The sequence below is a fragment of the Burkholderiales bacterium genome (assembly GCA_036262035.1).
Classification (GTDB): Bacteria; Pseudomonadota; Gammaproteobacteria; order Burkholderiales; family SG8-41; genus JAQGMV01.
In genome coordinates, this window is sequence record DATAJS010000028.1 from 74,833 (window position 1) to 93,588 (window position 18,756).

The 18,756-nt window shown below is 67.0% G+C and carries 14 protein-coding genes and 1 pseudogene; 9 read left to right on the forward strand and 6 right to left on the reverse strand.

Annotated elements, in window-relative coordinates:
* Positions 1 to 10: 10 nt before the first annotated feature.
* Both VHP37_27650 and VHP37_27655 read right to left on the reverse strand, forming a co-directional pair.
* The gene (locus VHP37_27650) at positions 11 to 850 is read right to left on the reverse strand and encodes an aldo/keto reductase (GenBank protein ID HEX2830152.1); all 840 of its coding nucleotides are present in this window, start codon (positions 848 to 850) and stop codon (positions 11 to 13) included.
* 4 nt (positions 851 to 854) lie between these two features.
* Entirely contained in the window at positions 855 to 1,832 is a 978-nt protein-coding gene (locus VHP37_27655; protein ID HEX2830153.1) for a tripartite tricarboxylate transporter substrate binding protein, read from the reverse strand.
* Positions 1,833 to 2,048: 216 nt separating this feature from the next.
* On the opposite strand from VHP37_27655, the gene ligD reads away from it, so the two are divergent.
* On the forward strand, positions 2,049 to 4,697 hold the full coding sequence (gene ligD, locus VHP37_27660) for a DNA ligase D (GenBank protein HEX2830154.1): 2,649 nt from the start codon (positions 2,049 to 2,051) through the stop codon (positions 4,695 to 4,697).
* 99 nt (positions 4,698 to 4,796) lie between these two features.
* Here ligD and VHP37_27665 read toward each other — a convergent pair whose 3' ends face one another.
* Both VHP37_27665 and VHP37_27670 read right to left on the reverse strand, forming a co-directional pair.
* Positions 4,797 to 6,377 carry a rhodanese-like domain-containing protein gene (locus VHP37_27665; GenBank protein ID HEX2830155.1) on the reverse strand — a complete coding sequence of 527 codons (1,581 nt, stop codon included), beginning with the start codon at positions 6,375 to 6,377 and terminating at the stop codon, positions 4,797 to 4,799.
* Between the two features lie 42 nt (positions 6,378 to 6,419).
* Complete coding sequence (locus VHP37_27670) at positions 6,420 to 7,877, reverse strand: DEAD/DEAH box helicase (GenBank protein HEX2830156.1); 1,458 nt, start codon at positions 7,875 to 7,877, stop codon at positions 6,420 to 6,422.
* 194 nt (positions 7,878 to 8,071) lie between these two features.
* On the opposite strand from VHP37_27670, the gene VHP37_27675 reads away from it, so the two are divergent.
* The 7 genes and pseudogenes from VHP37_27675 to scpB all read left to right on the forward strand — a co-directional run bounded on the left by VHP37_27675 (position 8,072) and on the right by scpB (position 13,896).
* Positions 8,072 to 8,647 carry an HNH endonuclease gene (locus tag VHP37_27675; protein ID HEX2830157.1) on the forward strand — a complete coding sequence of 192 codons (576 nt, stop codon included), beginning with the start codon at positions 8,072 to 8,074 and terminating at the stop codon, positions 8,645 to 8,647.
* Positions 8,648 to 8,735: 88 nt separating this feature from the next.
* Positions 8,736 to 9,587, forward strand: coding sequence for a 3',5'-nucleoside bisphosphate phosphatase (locus VHP37_27680; protein HEX2830158.1), 852 nt, complete (start codon positions 8,736 to 8,738; stop codon positions 9,585 to 9,587).
* 79 nt (positions 9,588 to 9,666) lie between these two features.
* Positions 9,667 to 10,290 carry an L-threonylcarbamoyladenylate synthase gene (locus VHP37_27685; protein HEX2830159.1) on the forward strand — a complete coding sequence of 208 codons (624 nt, stop codon included), beginning with the start codon at positions 9,667 to 9,669 and terminating at the stop codon, positions 10,288 to 10,290.
* Between the two features lie 149 nt (positions 10,291 to 10,439).
* Positions 10,440 to 11,132: a site-2 protease family protein gene (locus VHP37_27690; protein ID HEX2830160.1), complete on the forward strand. Its 693-nt coding sequence runs from the start codon at positions 10,440 to 10,442 to the stop codon at positions 11,130 to 11,132.
* A gap of 29 nt (positions 11,133 to 11,161) precedes the next feature.
* Positions 11,162 to 12,364: a tryptophan--tRNA ligase gene (locus VHP37_27695; protein ID HEX2830161.1), complete on the forward strand. Its 1,203-nt coding sequence runs from the start codon at positions 11,162 to 11,164 to the stop codon at positions 12,362 to 12,364.
* A gap of 174 nt (positions 12,365 to 12,538) precedes the next feature.
* Complete coding sequence (locus tag VHP37_27700; GenBank protein HEX2830162.1) at positions 12,539 to 13,363, forward strand: ScpA family protein; 825 nt, start codon at positions 12,539 to 12,541, stop codon at positions 13,361 to 13,363.
* A 14-nt stretch (positions 13,364 to 13,377) separates the two neighbouring features.
* Positions 13,378 to 13,896 (forward strand): annotated as a pseudogene (gene scpB, locus VHP37_27705) (SMC-Scp complex subunit ScpB).
* Positions 13,897 to 14,260: 364 nt separating this feature from the next.
* Here the strand turns inward: scpB and VHP37_27710 are convergent.
* Together VHP37_27710 and VHP37_27715 are read right to left on the reverse strand one after the other, a co-directional pair.
* Positions 14,261 to 16,327: a hypothetical protein gene (locus VHP37_27710; GenBank protein HEX2830163.1), complete on the reverse strand. Its 2,067-nt coding sequence runs from the start codon at positions 16,325 to 16,327 to the stop codon at positions 14,261 to 14,263.
* Positions 16,302 to 17,123 carry a CbbQ/NirQ/NorQ/GpvN family protein gene (locus VHP37_27715; GenBank protein ID HEX2830164.1) on the reverse strand — a complete coding sequence of 274 codons (822 nt, stop codon included), beginning with the start codon at positions 17,121 to 17,123 and terminating at the stop codon, positions 16,302 to 16,304. The genes VHP37_27710 and VHP37_27715 overlap by 26 nt, the downstream gene beginning before the upstream one ends.
* Before the next feature lie 153 nt (positions 17,124 to 17,276).
* Between VHP37_27715 and VHP37_27720 the strand changes: the two genes are divergently transcribed.
* A complete protein-coding gene (locus VHP37_27720; GenBank protein HEX2830165.1) occupies positions 17,277 to 18,746 on the forward strand; it encodes a TolC family protein in 1,470 nt (489 codons plus the stop codon).
* Positions 18,747 to 18,756: the final 10 nt, after the last annotated feature.

Sequence of the window (18,756 nt, forward strand, 5' to 3'; positions counted from 1 at the left end):
CTTCAGTGCATCATGCCAGCTCCGCAAGGTCGGCTTCGAGCAGGCGAAGCGACGCCGCGGCGGCGTTGTCCTCGAGGTGCTTGGTCGACGACGTGCCCGGTATCGGCAGCATCACCGGAGAGCGCGCGAGCAGCCATGCAAGCGCCACCTGCGACGGCGTCGCGCCGAGCCTCGCCGCGATGCGCTTCACCTTTTCCGACTTGAGCGCGCGCCCGGCGCCGAGCGGATACCAGGGTATGAACGCGATCCCCGCCTGCTCGCAGGCGAGCAGCACGTCTTCGTGCGCGCGGTTCTCGAGGTTGTACTCGTTCTGCACCGAGACGATCCTGGCGATGCGCTGGGCTTCCTCGAGCTGTTTCACCGTCACGTTCGATACGCCGAGGTGACGGATCTTGCCCGCGCGCTGGAGGTCGGCGAGCGTGCTCAGGGACTCGGCGAAGGGCACGTAAGGATCGGGCGCGTGGAGCTGGTACAGGTCGATGCGGTCGAGCTTGAGCCGGCGCAGGCTGCCGTCGACCGCCTGCCGCAGGTGCTCGGGCACCCCGCATTCGGTCCACTGCCTGGGGCTGGGCCGCACGAGCCCGCCCTTGGTCGCGATGACGAGGCCCGCGGGATACGGGTGCAGCGCTTCGGCGATCAGGTTCTCGGAGACGTACGGCCCGTAGCTGTCGGCGGTGTCGATGAAGTCGTGACCCAGCTCGAAGGCGCGCCGGAGCAGCCGGCGCGCTTCGCCCTTGTCGGGCGGATCGCCCCAGATGTCGGCGCCGGTCACGCGCATCGCCCCGAAGCCGAGGCGATTCACCGTGAAGTCGCCGACCTTGAGCGTGCCCGCCTGCGCCGCCGGTTTCATGGCCTTATTGCGGTTGGAGCCCCGCCGCCTGGGCCGCCTTGCGGTAGCGCGCGATTTCCTTGGGCAGGAGATCCGCGAGCTGTGCGACGGTCATCGGCGCGGCTTCGGCGCCCTCCCGATCGAGAAACTCTTTCATCTGCGGGCTCACCAGCACCTTGTTCACTCCGGCGTTGAGCTGGTTGACGATCTCCTGCGGCGTGCCGCGCGGCGCGAAGAGACCCCACCAGTTCTCGTACTGAAAGCCCGGCACGCCCGACTCCGCGATCGCCGGCAGTCCCGGCACCAGCGACGTGGGCTTCAGGCTTGAGACGCCGAGCGCGCGCGCCTTGCCCGCTTTCACCTGCGACATGACGGCGGGCGAGCTGGCGATGATCGCTTCGACTTCGCCCGACACCAGCGCGATGACGCCGGGGGCGATCCCTTTGTAAGGCACATGGGTCATTTTGATGCCCGCCGCCTGCGCGAGCAATTCCATGGCGATGTGGTTGTTGCCGCCGGTTCCCGACGACGAATAGGTGAGATTGCGCTTCTTCGCGAGCGCGATGAACTCCTTGACGTTCTTTGCCGGCACCGAGGGGTGGACCGCCAGCACGATCGGCGCGCGCGCGATCATCGCCACCGGCACGAACGCGTGCGCCGGGTCGAACGGCAGCGTCTTGCGGATCGCGACGGTGCCGGGATACGACGAGGTGGTGCTGAGCAGGGTATAACCGTCGGGGGCTGCCTTGGAGACCACTTCGGCGCCGATCATGCCGCTCGCGCCCGGGCGGTTGTCGACGACGATGTTGCGCCCCCACGCCTCGCCGAGCAGCTTGGCCGTCGCGCGGGCGAGCGCGTCGGAGGAGCCGCCGGCGCTGTAGGGCAGGATGATCGTGATGTTCTTGGCGGGATAGCCTTGCGCCGCCGCAGGGGCGGCTGCGAGCACGCACGCGGCCGCGCCGGCGGCGAGGGCGGAGGTGCGGATGAAACGGTTGAGCGTCATGAGTTCCTCGTATGCAACGGCCGCTGGGGCGGCCTCTTTTGTTCGGGTGCAGCTGAGAGCGCCGACCCGGTTTGCGGGCCGGCATACACCCCCCGCGGCTGCGGGAACATCGCTTGTACGATCTGGAAGCGCGGGATGTCAACGGGGCGCGGAGCCGCGCGCGTTTTTTGCATTCGGCCACAATAACTCACCGTCGCAGGCTATCCAGGTCCCGTCATGGCACTCGAGCTCTACAACAAGAAGCGCAACTTCGGCGTCACGCCCGAGCCGAAAGGCAAAGTGGTCAAGCGCAAGGGCGGCGAGCTCTCGTTCGTGATCCAGAAGCACCGCGCGAGCCACATGCACTACGACTTCAGGCTCGAATTGAACGGCGTGCTGCTGTCATGGGCCGTGCCCAAGGGGCCCAGCCTCGACCCCAAGGTCCGCCGCCTCGCGATGCAGACCGAGGACCACCCGATCGAGTACGGCGGTTTCGAAGGGACGATCCCGCCGAAGCAGTACGGCGCCGGCACCGTCATGCTGTGGGACCGCGGGACGTGGACGGCCAAAGGCGATGCGGCCGCGGACTACAGGCGAGGGCGGCTGAAGTTCGAGCTTCAGGGCGAAAAGCTGCGCGGCGGCTGGATGCTCGTCAAAGGACACGGCGGCAAGTACGGCGGCGACAAGGACAACGTGTGGTTCCTGTTGAAGGAGAGCGACGACTACGCGAAGCCTGAATCGAAAGGTACCATCGTCGAGGAGGCACCGAACAGCGTCGCGAGCGGGCGCAGTCTGGACGAGATCGCCGAGGACCCCGACCGCGTGTGGCATTCGAACAAATCGGTGAAGGAGAACGTGAAGAGCGGGGCGGTGAAGAAGAAAAAACCGAAGCTCGGAGTCGCGGACCTGGACGGCGCGCGCAAAGCCTCATTGCCGGATTTCATCGAGCCGGAGCTCGCCACGCTGGTGAAGGATGCGCCGGCGGGCGACCAGTGGCTGCACGAGCTCAAGCTCGACGGCTATCGCATGCTCTGCCGCGTCGAGGACGGCGAGGTGCGGATGATCTCGCGCAACGGCAAGGACTGGACCGCGAACTTCCCCTCGATCGCACGCTGCGTCGCGCGGCTGCCGGTGAAGACGGCGTGGCTCGACGGCGAGGTCGCCGTCATGGAAAGCGACGGCCGCACGAGCTTCCAGGCGCTGCAGAACGCGCTCACGACCGATCACGGAGAGAAGCTGCACTACTTCGTCTTCGACCTGATGTACCTCGACGGCTACGACCTGCGGTCCGTGGCGCTGCTCGAAAGAAAAAGCATCCTCGAGAAGCTGCTCGCCGCGGCTCCATCGGCGCTGCGCTTTTCCAGTCATATCGAAGGCTCCGGCATCGAGTTCTTCAAGCAGGCGTGCAAGCTCGAGCTCGAAGGCATGATCTCCAAGCTCGCTCGCTCGGTATACAAAGGCGGGCGCTGCCGCGACTGGGTGAAAGTGAAGTGCAGCCAGCGCCAGGAGCTCGTCATCGGCGGATACACCGACCCGGAAGGCAGCCGCAAGGGTTTCGGCGCGCTGCTCCTCGGCGTGTACGAGGAGGACGGATCGCTGCGCTATAGCGGCAAGGTCGGCACCGGTTTCAACGATGCGACGCTCAAGGCGATGCATCCGAAGCTGAAAGCGCTCGAGGTTTCGAAGCCCGCGTTCAGCAACCCGCCGCGAGGTTACGAAGCCAAGGGCGCGCACTGGATCAAGCCCGAGCTCGTCGCCGAGGTCGAATTCACCGAATGGACGAACGACGGCACGCTGCGGCACCCGTCGTTCCAAGGCTTGCGCGCGGACAAGAAAGCGAAGGACGTCGTGCGCGAGCGCCCGGTCGCCGACGTGACAGAGGAAGCGCCGCCGCGCGCGGCGAAGAAAGCGGCGGGGAAGAAGACCGCGCGCAAATCGGCCGCCGCGAGCAAGACGGCGCAGAAGCCCGAGCGCGCGGCGTCCGAAAGCGACGGCGGCGCGGTCGCCGGTGTGAAGCTGAGCAATCCCGACAAGCTGCTCTATCCGGAAGCGGGCATCAGCAAGCGCGATCTCGCGCTGTTCTACGAAGGGATCGCGGACCGGATACTGCCGCACCTCGTGAATCGCCCGCTCACGCTGGTGCGCTGCCCGAACGGGTGGAACAAGCAGTGTTTTTTCCAGAAGCACCCCGACGCCAAGGTCGATGCGGTCATCGAGCGCGTGAAGGTCAAGGAAAGCGCGGGCACCACGCTCTACATGATGGCGAACTCGACGCCCGCGCTCGTTGCGATGGTGCAGATGGGCGCGCTCGAGCTCCATCCGTTCGGCTCCAGCGCGCCGAAGCTCGACAACCCCGACCGGCTCGTCTTCGATTTCGATCCCGACGACGGCATCTCGTGGGCGAAGCTCGTCGAAGCGGTGCAGCTCCTCAGGACCCTGCTGGAAGAGCTGGGACTGAAGACGTACCTCAAGACCACCGGAGGCAAAGGCCTGCACGTGGTGGTGCCGATCAAACCGACGCTTACGTGGGATGAAGTGAAGCAGTTCACCAAGTCGGTGGCGGACGTCATGGTGAAGTCGTTTCCCGATCGCTACATCTCGACCATGTCGAAGGCGAAGCGCAGCGGGAAGATCTTCATCGACTACCTGCGCAACGGCGAAGGCGCGACCGCGATCGCCGCATACTCGTTGCGGGCGCGAGAGAACGCGCCGGTCGCCACGCCGATCGCGTGGGAGGAGCTCGCGACCGACGTGCGGCGCGATCACTTCAACGTGAAGAACGTGCCGCAGCGGCTCGCGAAGATGAAGAAGGACCCGTGGGCCGACTTCTTCGAGGTGAAGCAGTCGATCACCAAGGCGATGCTGAAGAAGGTCGGCGCGGCGTAGAGGCCCGTGCGCCACGGGATCGCCACGTCGCGCGGCCGCGCTCCTCGCGATGACGTCATTGCGAGGCGCAGCGCGCCGAAGCAATCCCGACGCGGTCGTTTACGGCTTCTGGACCCTGAACAGCTTTCGATCGTCCGCGTCGAGCTGCGCGATCAATCCGGTCTCCCACTTCAGATACTGCTTCATCGCTTCGCGGTTGCCGGCGTGGCGATCGTGGACGAAGAAGAGATAGTCGATGCACTCGGCGTCGGCCGGCACGTCGGGCGTCGCTTCGATCGGATAGCCGGCCGCGCTCCACGCTTTGAGCCCGCCGTCGAGCAGCTTCACGTCCTTGAATCCTGCTTCGATCAGGTCCACGGCGGCGAGGCGCGCCACGCCGTCCTCGTCGGCGACGAGCACGATCGGCTGCGCGACGGCGCGCGCCGCTGCGACGATCTTCGAGCGGATGCTCCAGCGGCTGCCGGCGATGTGCGACTTGCGGTAGCTCATGGCGGGGCGCAGGTCGATCGCGGCGCAGGCGCCGCCTTCTAGCGCGCGTTTCAGCTCCGCCGCGGACATCGATGCGAGCTCGGGAAGTGCCGGCGCGGGCGCGCGCGGCGCCTCGACCTGCGCCTTGACGCCGCCTTCGAGCACATACACGTCGCAGCCGAGCTGCTTCAGCCAGCTCGCCACGACCGGCGCGCGGACGCCTTCGTCGTCGATCAGGACGATGCGCGCGTTGCGCACGGCGATCCATTGATCCGTCGCTTGCACCAGCTGGCCGCCGGCCGCGTGGACCGCGCCGGGCAGCGAGCCGCGTGCAAACTCTTCGGGCGTGCGCACGTCGAGGAGGCAGGTGGTGCGGTCGCTCTCGCCGAGCCAGCGCCGCACCGTCGCCGCGTCGGCGCTCGCGACGCCGTGCTTCGCGGCGAGCGCGCGCGCTTTCTCCTGCGCTGCACGCAGCGTATCCGCGGCAACCGCGTCCGGATAACGGCGCGTCGCGCCGCGCTCGAGCTCCATGTCCGCGAGCACCCAGCCCTGGGTTCCGTTTTCCAGTGCGTAGACGGGGTTCTCGATGCCGAAGTTGAGCAGCGTCTGCGCGCCCATGATCGAGCGGGTGCGGCCCGCGCAGTTCACGATGATCTTCGTCTTCGGGCTCTTCACGAGCTCGCGGATGCGGTACGGCAGCTCGGCGTTGGGGCAGCAGATCCCGCCCGGGATGTTCATCTTGCTGTATTCGGCGTAGGGCCGGCCGTCGACTACGATCACGTCCTCGCCCGCGTCCTGCATGCGCTTGAGCTCGGTGACGCTCACGTGCGGCGTGCCGTACTCGTGCTCGACGAGCTCGCCGAAGAGCTTGCTCGGGACGTTCACGCCGGCGAAAAGCTCGTAGCCCGCGCGCTTCCACGCGGCGTTGCCGCCGTCGAGCAGGGCGACCTGCGTGTACCCGAGGTCTGTCAGACGCTTCGCGGCGAGCGCCGCGACGCCCAGCGAACCGTCATCGCAGAGCACGACGCGGGCGGACTTGCGCGGCACGAGGCTGCCGATGTCGAGCTCCAGACGGCTGTAGGGGAGCGGTGTCGCGAACAGCAGATGGGATTCGCCGAACTGGCCGGCTTCGCGCACGTCGAGGAGCGCGAGCTCGCCCCCGTCGTGCAGCATCGCCTTGAGCTCGCGCGCGGACACGCGTTTCGTGCTCATGGGACCTCCTTGTGATGGAAGCGCGCGCGCCGGCGCGCCGTTTTATTTATGCGACTTGCTGTGATCGCGCGTGCCGCCGAGCAGCGCCGGCGTCGGCCGCGCGGCACGGCCGCGCCCCGGCAGAGGCCGCTCGTCGTCTTTCTTGGCGGCCGACGGCGCGGGCTCGTACGGCTTGCTGAAGTCGAAGCCGTCGGCGGCGATCGTCGACTTCGGCGCGTGCGGCTTGGCGTGCGACGACGGCCGGTGCTCGCGCTCGGAGCGGCCGGCGCGCGACGCGCGCGAAGGCTCGCGCTCGTGCCGTCCGCCGCGGGAGCCGCGATCGTCGCGCTCGCGCGAGGAGCGGCCGTGGCGGTCTTCACCGTCGAAGCCTTCGGGCAGGTCCAGCCGCGGGATTTGACGCTTCACCAGCTTCTCGATGTCGCCGAGGAGCTTCGCCTCGTCGCCCGCCATGAACGAGATCGCTTCGCCCGACAAGCCCGCGCGGCCGGTGCGGCCGATGCGATGCACGTAGTCCTCGGGCGTGTACGGCAGCTCGTAGTTGATCACATAGGGCAGCTGCTCGATGTCCAGACCGCGCGCGGCGATGTCGGTCGCGACGAGCACGGTGGCGCGGCCGCCCTTGAAATCGGCCAGCGCCTGCTCGCGCTCGGCCTGCGAGCGGTCGCTGTGGATCGCGGTCGCGTTGATGCCGTCGCGCTCGAGCTCGCGCGCGAGCTTGTTCGCGTCCTTTTTCATGCGCACGAAGACGAGCACCTGCTTCATCTCGCGCGTGCGGATGAGGTGTGCGAGGAGCGCACGCTTGCGCGTTCCCGGCACTTCGTACACCGCGTGCGTGATGACTTCGGACGGCGTGTTCCTGCGCGCGACCTCGATCATCGTCGGCGAGCGCAGCATCTCTTTCGCGAGCTTGCGGATCTCCTCGGAGAACGTCGCGGAGAAGAGCAGCGTCTGCCGCTGCTTCGGAAGCACGTTGAGGATGCGCTTGATGTCGGGCAGGAAGCCCATGTCGAGCATGCGGTCCGCTTCGTCCAGCACGAGGATCTGAACCTGCGAGAGATTGACCGTCTTCTGCTCGAGGTGATCGAGGAGCCGCCCGGGTGTCGCGATCAGGATCTCGACCCCGCCGTGCAGCGCGAGCTTCTGCGGCTTGATGTCGACGCCGCCGTAGACCATCGTCGAGCGCAGCGGCAGGTGCTTGCCGTAGGTCTTCACGCTCTCCGCCACCTGCGCCGCGAGCTCGCGCGTGGGGGTGAGGATGAGGGCGCGGATCGGATGGCGCGCGGGCGACGGGCTGTTGTTCGCGTGCGGCGCGAGGATCTGCAGCATCGGCAGCGTGAAGCCCGCGGTCTTGCCGGTGCCGGTCTGGGCGCACCCCATGATGTCCTTGCGTTCGAGGACGGCGGGGATCGCTTGCGCCTGTATGGGAGTCGGCTCGGTGTAGCCCTCGTCGGAGACCGCGCGCAGGAGCTCCGGCAGGAGATTCAGTGATGCGAAGGACATCTAAAGGTATTGACTGCGAGGAATCACATAGTATAGCGCGGCGCGTGGCGGCGTTCTACCGCCGCCCTGAAAAGTGCCGTCTATTCAAGAATCTGTTACTATTTTGAATCGGCCTGTGGCCATTGTTTGCCAGCACGATGTCGTTTGATCCCGAATCGACCGCGTTTCACGCGCCGGACGACGGCGCGAGGACGTTGTACCCCCTGATCCTCACGCTCGACACTCACGGGGTGCCTCACCGCTGGATCACCTGGCAACACGCCTGTTACTACTACGCGAAGAACCGCGTCGCCTGGGCCCTCGGCGAGAGCGCGTTCACCGTCTACGGCGGCATGAACCGCCTGACCGGCGAACGCTCGGAGATCACCGCCAGCAGCATCATCGCCGTCAAGGGCAAGGCGATGGCGATGAAATCGTTCCATCAGATCCCGCCGCTCAACAACCGCGAACTGTTCCACCGCGACCGCCAGATCTGCGCGTACTGCGGAACGCTGCTGCCGATCTCGAAGCTCACGCGGGATCATATCGTGCCGTTCTCGCGCGGCGGCAAGGACACGTGGATGAACGTGGTCACCGCGTGCCGCGGCTGCAACGAGAAGAAGAGCGACCGCACGCCCGAGCTCGCCAACATGGAGTTGCTGTATCTGCCGTACGTGCCCAACCGCGCCGAGTATCTGATCCTGACCAACCGCCGCATCCTGGCGGACCAGATGGACTTTCTCGCGCAGCACGTCCCCGCCCAGAGCCGCCTGCACCAGAAGCTCGCGTGACGTCCGGCGCCCCTGCGCGGCCGGCGTCCGTCGCGACGGGCACGCGATCCGCATTTCCAGTTCCGCGATTTTCCTTACCGATACCCCGATGACCGCGTCCCACGTTTGCCGCTACGACCTGCACTGCCACTCGACGTTCTCCGACGGGACGATGCGCCCGCACGACGTCGTGGCGCGCGCGGCGGAACGCGGTGTGGAAGTGCTCGCGCTGACCGATCACGACGAGCTCGCTGGCCTGCCCGAGGCGCGCGACGCGGCAGAGCGGGCCGGCATACGCCTGGTCGATGGGGTGGAGGTCTCGGTCACCTGGAAGGGCCACACGATCCACGTCGTGGGGCTTGGCGTAGATCCCGCGCATCCGGCGCTCGTCGAAGGCCTGCGGGTGAGCCGCGGCGGACGCTTCGAGCGCGCGGAGCGCATGGCCGAGGCGCTCGAGCGCCTGGGCATACCGGGCACTCTCGAAGGCGCGAAGGCGTACGTCACCAATCCCGATCTCGTCAGCCGCACCCACTTCGCGCGCTTCCTGGTCGAGAGCGGCCGCGCGAGAAGCACTCAGGCGGTGTTCGACCAGTGGCTGGGCGACGGCAAGCCGGGTTACGTCCCGCACGAGTGGCCGACGCTCGCCGACGCGACGAGCTGGATACGCGCCGCCGGCGGCGTGGCCGTGATCGCGCACCCCGGACGTTACAAGATCGACGAAGCGAATCGCGCGCAGCTTCTCGGCAACTTCAAGGACCTCGGCGGCGCAGCGATCGAAGTCGTGACCGGGAGCCACAGCCCGGACGAGTTCGGTTATTGGGCGAAACGCGCCCGCGAGTTCGGGTTTCTCGCCTCCTGCGGCTCGGATTTCCACGGACCGCGCGAAACGTATCGCGACCTCGGCGACCTGCCGCCGTTTCCCTCCGGCTGCACGCCGGTCTGGGAAAAATTCGGTGTTTAGTGTTGAGTGTTCAGCGTTTAGTTAAAGGCGCATCGGCGGGCATCCCACGAATCACTCGACACTCAACACTCGACACTAATTGGCGCAGCTTTTCACCATCCATCCGGACAATCCGCAGCCGCGGCTGATCCGGCAGGCCGCCGAGATCGTGCGGGGCGGCGGCGTCATCGTGTATCCCACCGATTCGTGCTGTGCGCTCGGCTGCCGCATCGGCGACAAGGCGGCGATGGAGCGCATACGCGCGATACGCCAGGTCGACGAGCGCCATCATCTCACGCTGGTGTGCCGCGACCTCGCGGAGCTCGGACAGTACGCGCGCGTCGATAACGCGCAGTTCCGGCTTCTCAAGGCGACCACGCCCGGCAGCTACACCTTCATCCTCCACGCGACGAAGGAAGTGCCCAAACGTCTCATGCACCCGAGCCGGCGCACCATCGGACTGCGTGTGCCCGAGCACAAGGTGACACAGGCGTTGCTCGAAGAGCTCGGCGAGCCGTTGCTCTCGTCCACGCTGATCCTGCCGGAAGACGACGAGCCGCTGAACGATCCGCTCGAGATTCGCGAGCGGCTCGAGCGGCGCGTCGAGCTCGTCATCGACGCCGGCGCCTGCGGCATCGTCCCCACGACGGTCGTCGATCTCACCGGCGATGCGCCGGTGATCGCGCGGGTCGGTAAGGGCAGCACGACGCCTTTCGGCGCTTAGCGCCGAAAGGCGAGTGTTGAGTGTCGAGTGTTAAGTGTTTAGTTGTCCGAGGAAAAATCCGGCGGATGGTAGAATCGGCGACAGTGCGATGCGTACGCACGATCCACTCAACACTCAACACTAAACATTCAACACGCCTCGAAGTGGAGCTGAATCTCGTTCAGGTCATCGCGATCTACGCGATTCCGGTCGTGCTCGCGATCACGCTGCACGAAGCGGCGCACGGCTACATCGCCATGCGCTTCGGCGACCTGACCGCGTACGCCGCCGGCCGCGTGAGCCTCAACCCGATCAAGCACATCGATCCCGTCGGCACCGTCGCGCTGCCGCTCGTGCTGCTCGCGGTGGCGAAGCTCGCGGGCGGAAGCGGCATGCTGTTCGGCTGGGCGAAGCCCGTGCCGGTCAACTTCGCCAACCTGCGCCATCCGAAGCAGGACATGCTGTGGGTGGCGGCGGCGGGTCCGCTCAGCAATCTCGCGATGGCGCTGGGCTGGGCGATCGTGGCGAAGCTCGCGCTGGCGGTGCCGCAGAGCTATTTCGCGTTGCCGCTCGCGCTCACCGGCGCGGCCGGCGTCTTCGTCAACGTCATCTTCATGGTCCTCAACCTGCTGCCGCTGCCGCCGCTCGACGGCGGGCGCATCCTGGTCTCGCTGCTGCCGCATCGTTACGCCTACAGGTTCGCGCGGATCGAGCGATACGGCTTTCCGATTCTGCTCGTGCTGCTCTTCACCGGCGTGCTCTCTTTCGTGCTGTGGCCGCTCGTGAGCGGAGCGGTGTGGATCCTCGAGCACGGCTTGTCGGTGCCGCTGGTCGAGCTCATTCACATGGCGCAAACGAGTTAGCAGCGCACCATCCACCACGTCCATCGTTTATGTTCACCGATCGAGTTCTCTCGGGCATGCGCCCGACCGGCGCCCTGCATCTCGGCCATTACCACGGCGTGCTCAAAAACTGGGTGCGGCTGCAGCACGAGCACGAGTGTCTGTTCTTCGTCGCCGACTGGCACGCCCTGACGACCCATTACGACGATCCCGCACAGATCGAGCACCACGTGTGGGACATGGTCATCGACTGGCTCGCCGCCGGCGTCGATCCGGCGCAGGCGACGCTGTTCATACAGTCTCACGTGGCCGGGCACGCCGAGCTGCACCTGCTGCTGTCGATGATCACGCCGCTGCCGTGGCTGGAGCGCGTGCCGACGTACAAGGACCAGCAGGAGAAGATCACCGACAAGGATCTCTCGACCTACGGCTTCCTCGGTTACCCGCTGCTGCAGAGCGCCGACATCCTCATTTACCGCGCGAGCCAGGTGCCGGTCGGCGAGGACCAGGTTCCGCACATCGAGTTCACCCGCGAGATCGCGCGCCGCTTCAACCACATGTTCGGCCGCGAGCCCGGCTTCGAGGAAAAAGCGGAGGCGGCGGTCAAGAAGCTCGGCTCGCGCCGCGCGCGCCTCTACCGCGAGCTGCGCACCAAATTTCTGGAGCAGGGCGACACCGGCGCGCTCGAAGCGGCGCGCGCGCTGCTGGAAGAGACGCAGAACCTCACCATGGGCGACCGCGAGCGCCTCTTCGGCTATCTCGAAGGCGGCGGCAAGATGATCCTCGCCGAGCCGCACGCGCTGCTCACCGAGGCGTCGCGCATGCCCGGCCTCGACGGTCAGAAGATGTCGAAGTCGTACAACAACACGATAGCCCTGCGCGAAGATCCCGAGGCGGTGACGAAGAAAATCCGCACCATGCCCACCGACCCGGCGCGCGTGAAGCGCACCGATCCCGGCGAGCCGACCAAGTGCCCGGTGTGGCAGCTCCATCAGGTGTACTCGGACGACAAGACGAGGGAGTGGGTGCAGGTCGGCTGCCGCACCGCCGGCATCGGTTGCCTGGAGTGCAAGCAGCCGGTGATCGACGCCGTGCTGGCGGAGCTGAAGCCGATCCGCGAGCGCGCCGAGAGGTACCTGGAAGATCCCACGCTCGTTCGCAATATCGTCGCCGACGGGGCCGAAAAGGCCCGGCGGCTGGCCGGCGAGACCCTGCGCGACGTCCGCGGGGCGATGGGCCTGGATTACAGTTAGTCCTGTGCAAAACCCATGCCTCTAGTGGCTGCGGCCACCTCCGACCACAATAGCTTGTAGTCTGCCCCCGGATTGGCTGTAGAATGCAGCCATGGTCAGACGAACGCTAAGAAGCGCGTCCACCGCCCCGGGAAGCCGGGGTCGGCAGGGCGCTGCCGCGCCGGAAGGAGACGCATGACCGAGGCCGCCGCCGCCGGCGTCCCGGGGACCCAGGTCCCCATCGCCCTCGTCTACGGGCAGCCGATGCTCGAGGTCCCGCAGGACCTCTACATCCCGCCCGACGCGCTCGAGGTCTTCCTCGAGCAGTTCGAAGGGCCGCTCGACCTGCTGCTGTACCTCATCCGCAAGGAGAACATCAGCGTCCTCGAGATCCCGATGGCGAAGCTGACGCGCCAGTATCTCGAGTACGTCGAGATGATGCGCCAGCACACGCTGGAGCTCGCGGCCGAGTACCTGCTGATGGCGGCCATGCTGATCGAGATCAAGTCGCGCATGCTGCTGCCGCGCGTGCACGCGCACGAGGCCGAGGAAGAGGACCCGCGCGCGGAGCTCGTGCGCCGCCTGCTCGAATACGAGCAGATGAAGCTCGCTTCGCAGCGCCTGAACCAGATGCCGCAGGCCGGGCGCGACTTCAGCGTCGTGCACGTGCTCTTCGAGCGCGACGTCGCCGAGCGCCTGCCCGACGTCGATCCGGACGATCTGAAGATCGCGTGGCTCGCGCTGCTGCAGCGGGCGAACGTGAACCGCAGCCACAAGGTGACGCGCGAGCAGCTCTCGGTGCGCGCGCACATGAGCCGCGTGCTGCGCCAGCTCCAGGAGTCGAAGTTCATCGAGTTCGCGCAGCTCTTCACGCCGCAGGAAGGCGTGCCGGTGCTCGTGGTGACCTTCCTCGCCGTGCTGGAGCTCGCCCGCGAAGGGCTCATCGAAGTGAGCCAGCACGAGGCGTACACCCCGATTTACGTGAAGTTGAGAAGCGGCCAGCTCGCCGAAGTGGCCTGATTGGGATGGAGCATATGGACGAAAACCTCGATCTTTCCTACGCCAAGCGCGTCCTCGAAACCGCGCTCTTGACGAGCCCCGAGCCGCTCACGCTCGGCGAGCTGAAGAAGCTGTTCGACCAGGACCTCGCCAACGACACGCTGAAGAACATCCTCGACGATCTGCGCAACGACTGGGACGGCCGCGGCGTCGAGCTCGTGAGCGTTGCGTCGGGCTGGCGCTTCCGCGCGAAACCCGAATCGCAGAAATTCCTCGACCGCCTGAATCCGCAGAAGCCGCCGAAGTATTCGCGCGCGGTGCTCGAGACGCTGGCGATCATCGCGTATCGCCAGCCGGTGACCCGCGGCGACATCGAGGACATCCGCGGCGTGACGGTGTCGAGCAACATCCTCAAGTCGCTGGAAGCGCGCGGCTGGATCGACGTCATCGGCCATCGCGAGGTGCCGGGGCGCCCCGCGATCTACGCGACGACCAAGCAGTTCCTCGACGATCTGAACCTGCGCTCGCTCGAAGAGCTGCCGGCGCTCGACGACCTCGGCACGCTCGTCGAGACCGCGCCCGGCACGCCGGACAACGGTGCGGAATCGTCCGACGAATCCGCGGTTGAAGCGCAGCCGCAAGCGGAAGAAGCGGTCGAGTCGAACGGCGACGAGGCCCTCGCCGCGTCACCCGTCGAAGAAACCTCGGGCAGCGTCGACATCAGCTCCGACGTGACCGACGACGAGGGCGGCGACATCCCGCCCGCAAGCGCGTCCGATTCGATGCAGGGTTACGTCTCGCCGCGTTTGCACTAGCGGTGCGTGACGCGGCATCGCTGCTAACGCATCCTACGATTTCGGCCGTCGAGCGTGCCTTGTCGTAGGGTGCGCAGGCGGAGCCGTAACGCACCGTAGAGGCTCATCGCGTCAGTTTCGCGTAGATCTCCGCCACTTTCGCCGGCAGCTTCCCGACGTCCTCGACGAGCGTCCAGCTCACCGCGCCGTACATGTGCGGCAGATAGTCGCGCGCCTCGCGGTCGATCGTGATGCAGAACGGCTTCACGCCCGAGCGGTGGGCTTCGAGCAGCGCCTGACGCGTATCCTCGATGCCGTACTCGCCACGGTAGTTGTCGCTGAAGTCGTCGGGCCGGCCGTCGGAGAGCGTGACGAGCAGCCGCGTGCGCGCCTCGACCGAGTTGAGCACGCCGGTAAGATGCCTGATCGCCGCGCCCATGCGGGTGTAGTCCTGCGCTTCGATGCCGGCGATGCGTGACCTCACGACCTCGCCATACGCTTCATCGAAGCGCTTCACCCTGAACACCTGGCAGTTCTTGCGGGTCATTCCGGAAAAACCGTAGATCGCGTAGCGGTCGCCGAGCGCCTCCAGCGCCTCGCACAGCATCACCAGCGCCTCGCGCTCCGCGTCGTTGATCCAGCCTTTGGTCGAGCCGCTCATGTCGACCATGAAGAGCGCGGCCAGATCGCGCTCGGCGCGCCGGCGCCGTGCGTAGACGAGCGGCGCGAGCTCGTCGCCGTGATTCATGTCGACGAACGCTTCGATCAGCGCGTCGTAATCGATCTCGTCGCCCTCGGGCTGATGCTTCAGCAGCCGGTCCTCGCCGCGCATGAGCTCGAACGTGCGCTTGAGCTGGGCGATGCGCCCCGCGTACTTGCCCGCGATGGCTGCGACGAAACCGGTATCGCCGGGCTCGACGTCCTGCTCGCGCACCTCGCACCAGTCCTTGCGATAGTGCCGGCGCTGGTAATCCCATTCGTCGTAGACGTGTGCGGGACCGCGCGGCGGCTCGACGAGCTCCAGCGGCTCGGCGCTGTCCGCGCTGACGTAATCCGAGAGGTAGTCGGCGGGCACGGCGCCCAGGTCCTGCTCGATCGACGCGATGAGCTGCGAGAGCTCGTCCGAGGTTTCGATCGCGTCGCCGTCGAGCGTCAGCGTGTACTGCGAGCCCGCGTCGGTCTCGCGGCCCGGGTTTTCGAGCGCGAAGGCGGGGGTCGCTTCGCCCAGGTCGTCTTCACTCGCGATGCGCGCGAGCTCTTTCCTGAAAGCGGCTTTGTCGCGCTCGATGCGCGCATTGCGCGCCGCCGCGGCGAGCGCGGGCTCGAGCGCGACGGCGTACGCCGAACCGAGCGCCGGCGGATTCGCGTAGAGCTCGTGCAGGAGCGCGATGCTGTCGTTCACTGTGGCCGCGTCTGCGGCGAGCCGCCCGAGCCGCGGGTCTTCGCCGTGGTGCGCCGGCACGCCCATGTCGCGCGCCAGTCCGGGCAACGTGCGTGCGATGCGCGCTTCCAGGCGCCGTGTTTCGAGCGCGGCGAGCAGCGCGAGCGCGCGCGGTTTGTCGTCGAAACCGTCGATGACCGATACGAGGTCTGCGTTGAACGTGCCGAAACGGGTCTGCGCCCACAGCATCGCCGCGGTCGCCTTGTAGCGCAGGAAGTTCTCGCGCTCGGTGCGACCGCCGGCCGCGCGCGGCGGCAGGAAGATGCGCTCGGTGTCGGTATACCCACGACTGGCGGGCTCCAGCGTGAGCGCGCGACCTTCGAGCCCTTGCAGGAAGAGCCGCAGCACCGGCGCGGCGTCTTCGAAGGAGACGCCCTCGTCGCGAGTGCGCCGGGCGTAGGTGCGCCAGTCGCGAAAAGCGTCGGTGCCGCGATACAAGCCTTCGCGGTCGTACGCGTCGACGGCGTCCACGATCCAGCGTTCGGCACTCTCCAGCCCGAGGCTCGGTACCGCTTCCGCGGCGGTCGCGCTGAACTGGAAAGCGAGCTCAGCGCTCGTGCGCGCGATCACCCCCGTCCAGTTCAGCACGAAGGCCTGCTCGGGCGCAGGCAGGCGCGCGATGGCCTCGGCCGCCTCGCGGGCGGTGCGCCTCGACGACAGCACCGCGTCGAGCGCCGCCGCGAGCTTCTGCTCGACGGCGTCTGCGGCTAACGGCGCAGGCGCCTCAGAAGAGGGAGGAAGCGAGCTCATCGATCGCGCGCAGCATGTCGGCGTCGTCGGTGAGCGTCTCGGCGATCGCGCCGTTGCACGCCGTGCGCGCCGCCACGCCGCGGCGCATGAGCTTCGCGGCGTGCACGAGCAGGCGCGTCGACGCGCCTTCGTCGAGTCCGCTGCCCTTGAGGTTGCGCGTCATGTGCGCCAGCCGCACGAGCTTGTCCGCGATCTCGGCGCCGACGCCGCTTTCGGTCGCGACGACCTTCGCTTCGAGTGAGGCATCGGGGTAGTCGAACTCGATCGTGACGAAGCGCTGCCGCGTGCTTTGCTTCAGCTCCTTCATCACGCTCTGGTAGCCGGGGTTGTACGAGAGCGCGAGCATGAACTCCGGCGGGGCCTGCAGGAGCTCGCCGCGCTTTTCCATCGCCAGCACGCGGCGCTCGTCCGCGAGCGGGTGGATGACGACGGTGGTGTCGCGGCGCGCTTCGACGACCTCGTCGAGGTAGCAGATCGCGCCGGCGCGCACCGCGCGGGTGAGCGGCCCGTCGATCCACACCGTTTCCTGATTGGTGATGAGGTAGCGGCCGACGAGGTCGGAAGCCGTGAGGTCGTCGTGGCACGAGACCGTCTGCAGCGGGCGTGCAAGCCGCCACGCCATGTGCTCCACGAAGCGGGTTTTGCCGCAGCCGGTCGGTCCTTTGAGCAGAACCGGCAGCCTGCACTCGTAAGCGGCCTCGAAGAGTGCGATTTCTTGGTGTACCGGTTCGTAGTAGGGCTCGTCGGCGATCACCCGCAGCTCGGACTCGAGCGTCCGCGGGCGTAGGGAAGCGATGCTGGTCAAAGCGAATCCTGGGTTCTGAAGAAGGGTTTGCCCTGACGCGGATCTCGAAAAAGTCCGCGATCCAGGCGAGATACTGGTCCAATTGTTTGATGCTAAGATGAATTATTTTGCCATTTATCAAGATAGAAAGTCTGAGCACTACGCATGCAAAGACGAGTGTGGTTGAGTCGGGCGCTGGTCGCGCTCGGACTCGCAGCCTATGCGGGGAGCGGTTGGAGTCAGCAGTCCTGGTGGAATAACTGGTTCAAGATGCCCGGAAGCACGGCGGTAACCTCGCCGGAGCCCGGTGTCGCCTGGCAGCCCCAAAGCCCTTTACCGCCTGTAACAGCACCGCCGGTCGCCCCTGCGCCCGAGCGCGGCGCCGCGCCGGTCACTCTGGCGGAGCTGACCGAGTTCGCGCTGCGCAACAATCCCCGCGCACGCCAGGCATGGGCGGCGGCGCGAGCCGCCGCGGCGGGCGTTGCGGTCGAGGAGGCCGATTTCCTGCCGCAGTTGAGCGGTCTCGTCGGCCTCAACCGCATACGCCCGGTGTCCGGGACCACCGGCGCCGTTTCGCCGTGGCAGACGCGCTACGGCCCCTCGGTCAATCTCACCTACGTTCTGTTCGATCTCGCGCGCGCCGATCAGGTTCGCGCCGCCGAATACCGGCTGCTCGCCGCTAACCTCCAGCAGAACCGCGTCCTGCAGGACGTGGTGTTCCAGGTGGAGCAGGCCTATTTCAGGCTGCGCGGTCTCGAGCTGCTGGTGCGCGTGAACGAGCTCAGCCTCAAGAACCTGCGCACCTCGCTCGACGCGGCGAATCGCCGCCGGGAATCGGGACTCGCCACCGTCGCCGACGTCTATCGCGCGGACACCCAGGTCGCGCAGGCCGACGTCACGCTGATCCGCAGCCGCGGCGAGTTCGAGAAAGCGCGCGGCCAGCTCGCCTCCGCGGTCGGGCTTGCTGTGAATCAGACGCTCACCCTCCCGCCGATGGGCGAGATTCCCGAGATCAAGGAGCTGATGAGCTCGGTCGACGAGCTCCTCGACCGCGCGCGTGCGAGCCGCCCCGACCTGGTTGCCGCCGAAGCCCAGGTGCGCGCCGCGCGCGCGAGTGCGGACGCTGCATCGAAAGCGAACCTGCCCACGCTCGAGCTCAACGGCGTCGCGGGCAAGACCGGCTTCCTCAACAGCGCGAGCCGCGACAACCCGATCGCCACCAACTACAACATCGGCCTCGCCCTGCGCATCCCGATCTTCACCGGCTTCCGCGACCGATCGCTGACCGCGCAGGCGCAGGCGCTCGCGGACCAGGCCGAGGCTTCGCGCGACGTGCTCTATCGCCAGACCGAGCTCGACGTGTGGCAGGCGTATTACGATGTGAAGACCGCGGCCGGCGGCATCAGCAGCACCGACGCGCAAGTGAAGTCGGCGGAGCAGACGGCGCAGGCGACGCTCGCGCGTTACCAGGCGGGTTTCGGCAGCATCCTCGATCTCATCACGGCCCAGCAGGACGAATCGAATGCGCGCGTGCAGCGCATTCAGTCGTATCTCGACTGGTACACGGCGGTCGCGAGGCTGCAGTTTTCGACGGGATTCGGCGAGGTACTCGCCGCGGCGAGCGGAAAAAAATGAAACGTTTGAC

Coding starts and splice junctions, on each gene's coding strand:
- VHP37_27695 (HEX2830161.1), top strand. CDS start 11,162: ATGTTCACCGATCGAGTTCTCTCGGGCATGCGCCCGACCGGCGCCCTG.
- VHP37_27710 (HEX2830163.1), bottom strand. CDS start 16,327: ATGAGCTCGCTTCCTCCCTCTTCTGAGGCGCCTGCGCCGTTAGCCGCA.
- VHP37_27680 (HEX2830158.1), top strand. CDS start 8,736: ATGACCGCGTCCCACGTTTGCCGCTACGACCTGCACTGCCACTCGACG.
- VHP37_27665 (HEX2830155.1), bottom strand. CDS start 6,377: ATGAGCACGAAACGCGTGTCCGCGCGCGAGCTCAAGGCGATGCTGCAC.
- VHP37_27650 (HEX2830152.1), bottom strand. CDS start 850: ATGAAACCGGCGGCGCAGGCGGGCACGCTCAAGGTCGGCGACTTCACG.
- ligD (HEX2830154.1), top strand. CDS start 2,049: ATGGCACTCGAGCTCTACAACAAGAAGCGCAACTTCGGCGTCACGCCC.
- VHP37_27655 (HEX2830153.1), bottom strand. CDS start 1,832: ATGACGCTCAACCGTTTCATCCGCACCTCCGCCCTCGCCGCCGGCGCG.
- VHP37_27700 (HEX2830162.1), top strand. CDS start 12,539: ATGACCGAGGCCGCCGCCGCCGGCGTCCCGGGGACCCAGGTCCCCATC.
- VHP37_27720 (HEX2830165.1), top strand. CDS start 17,277: ATGCAAAGACGAGTGTGGTTGAGTCGGGCGCTGGTCGCGCTCGGACTC.
- VHP37_27670 (HEX2830156.1), bottom strand. CDS start 7,877: ATGTCCTTCGCATCACTGAATCTCCTGCCGGAGCTCCTGCGCGCGGTC.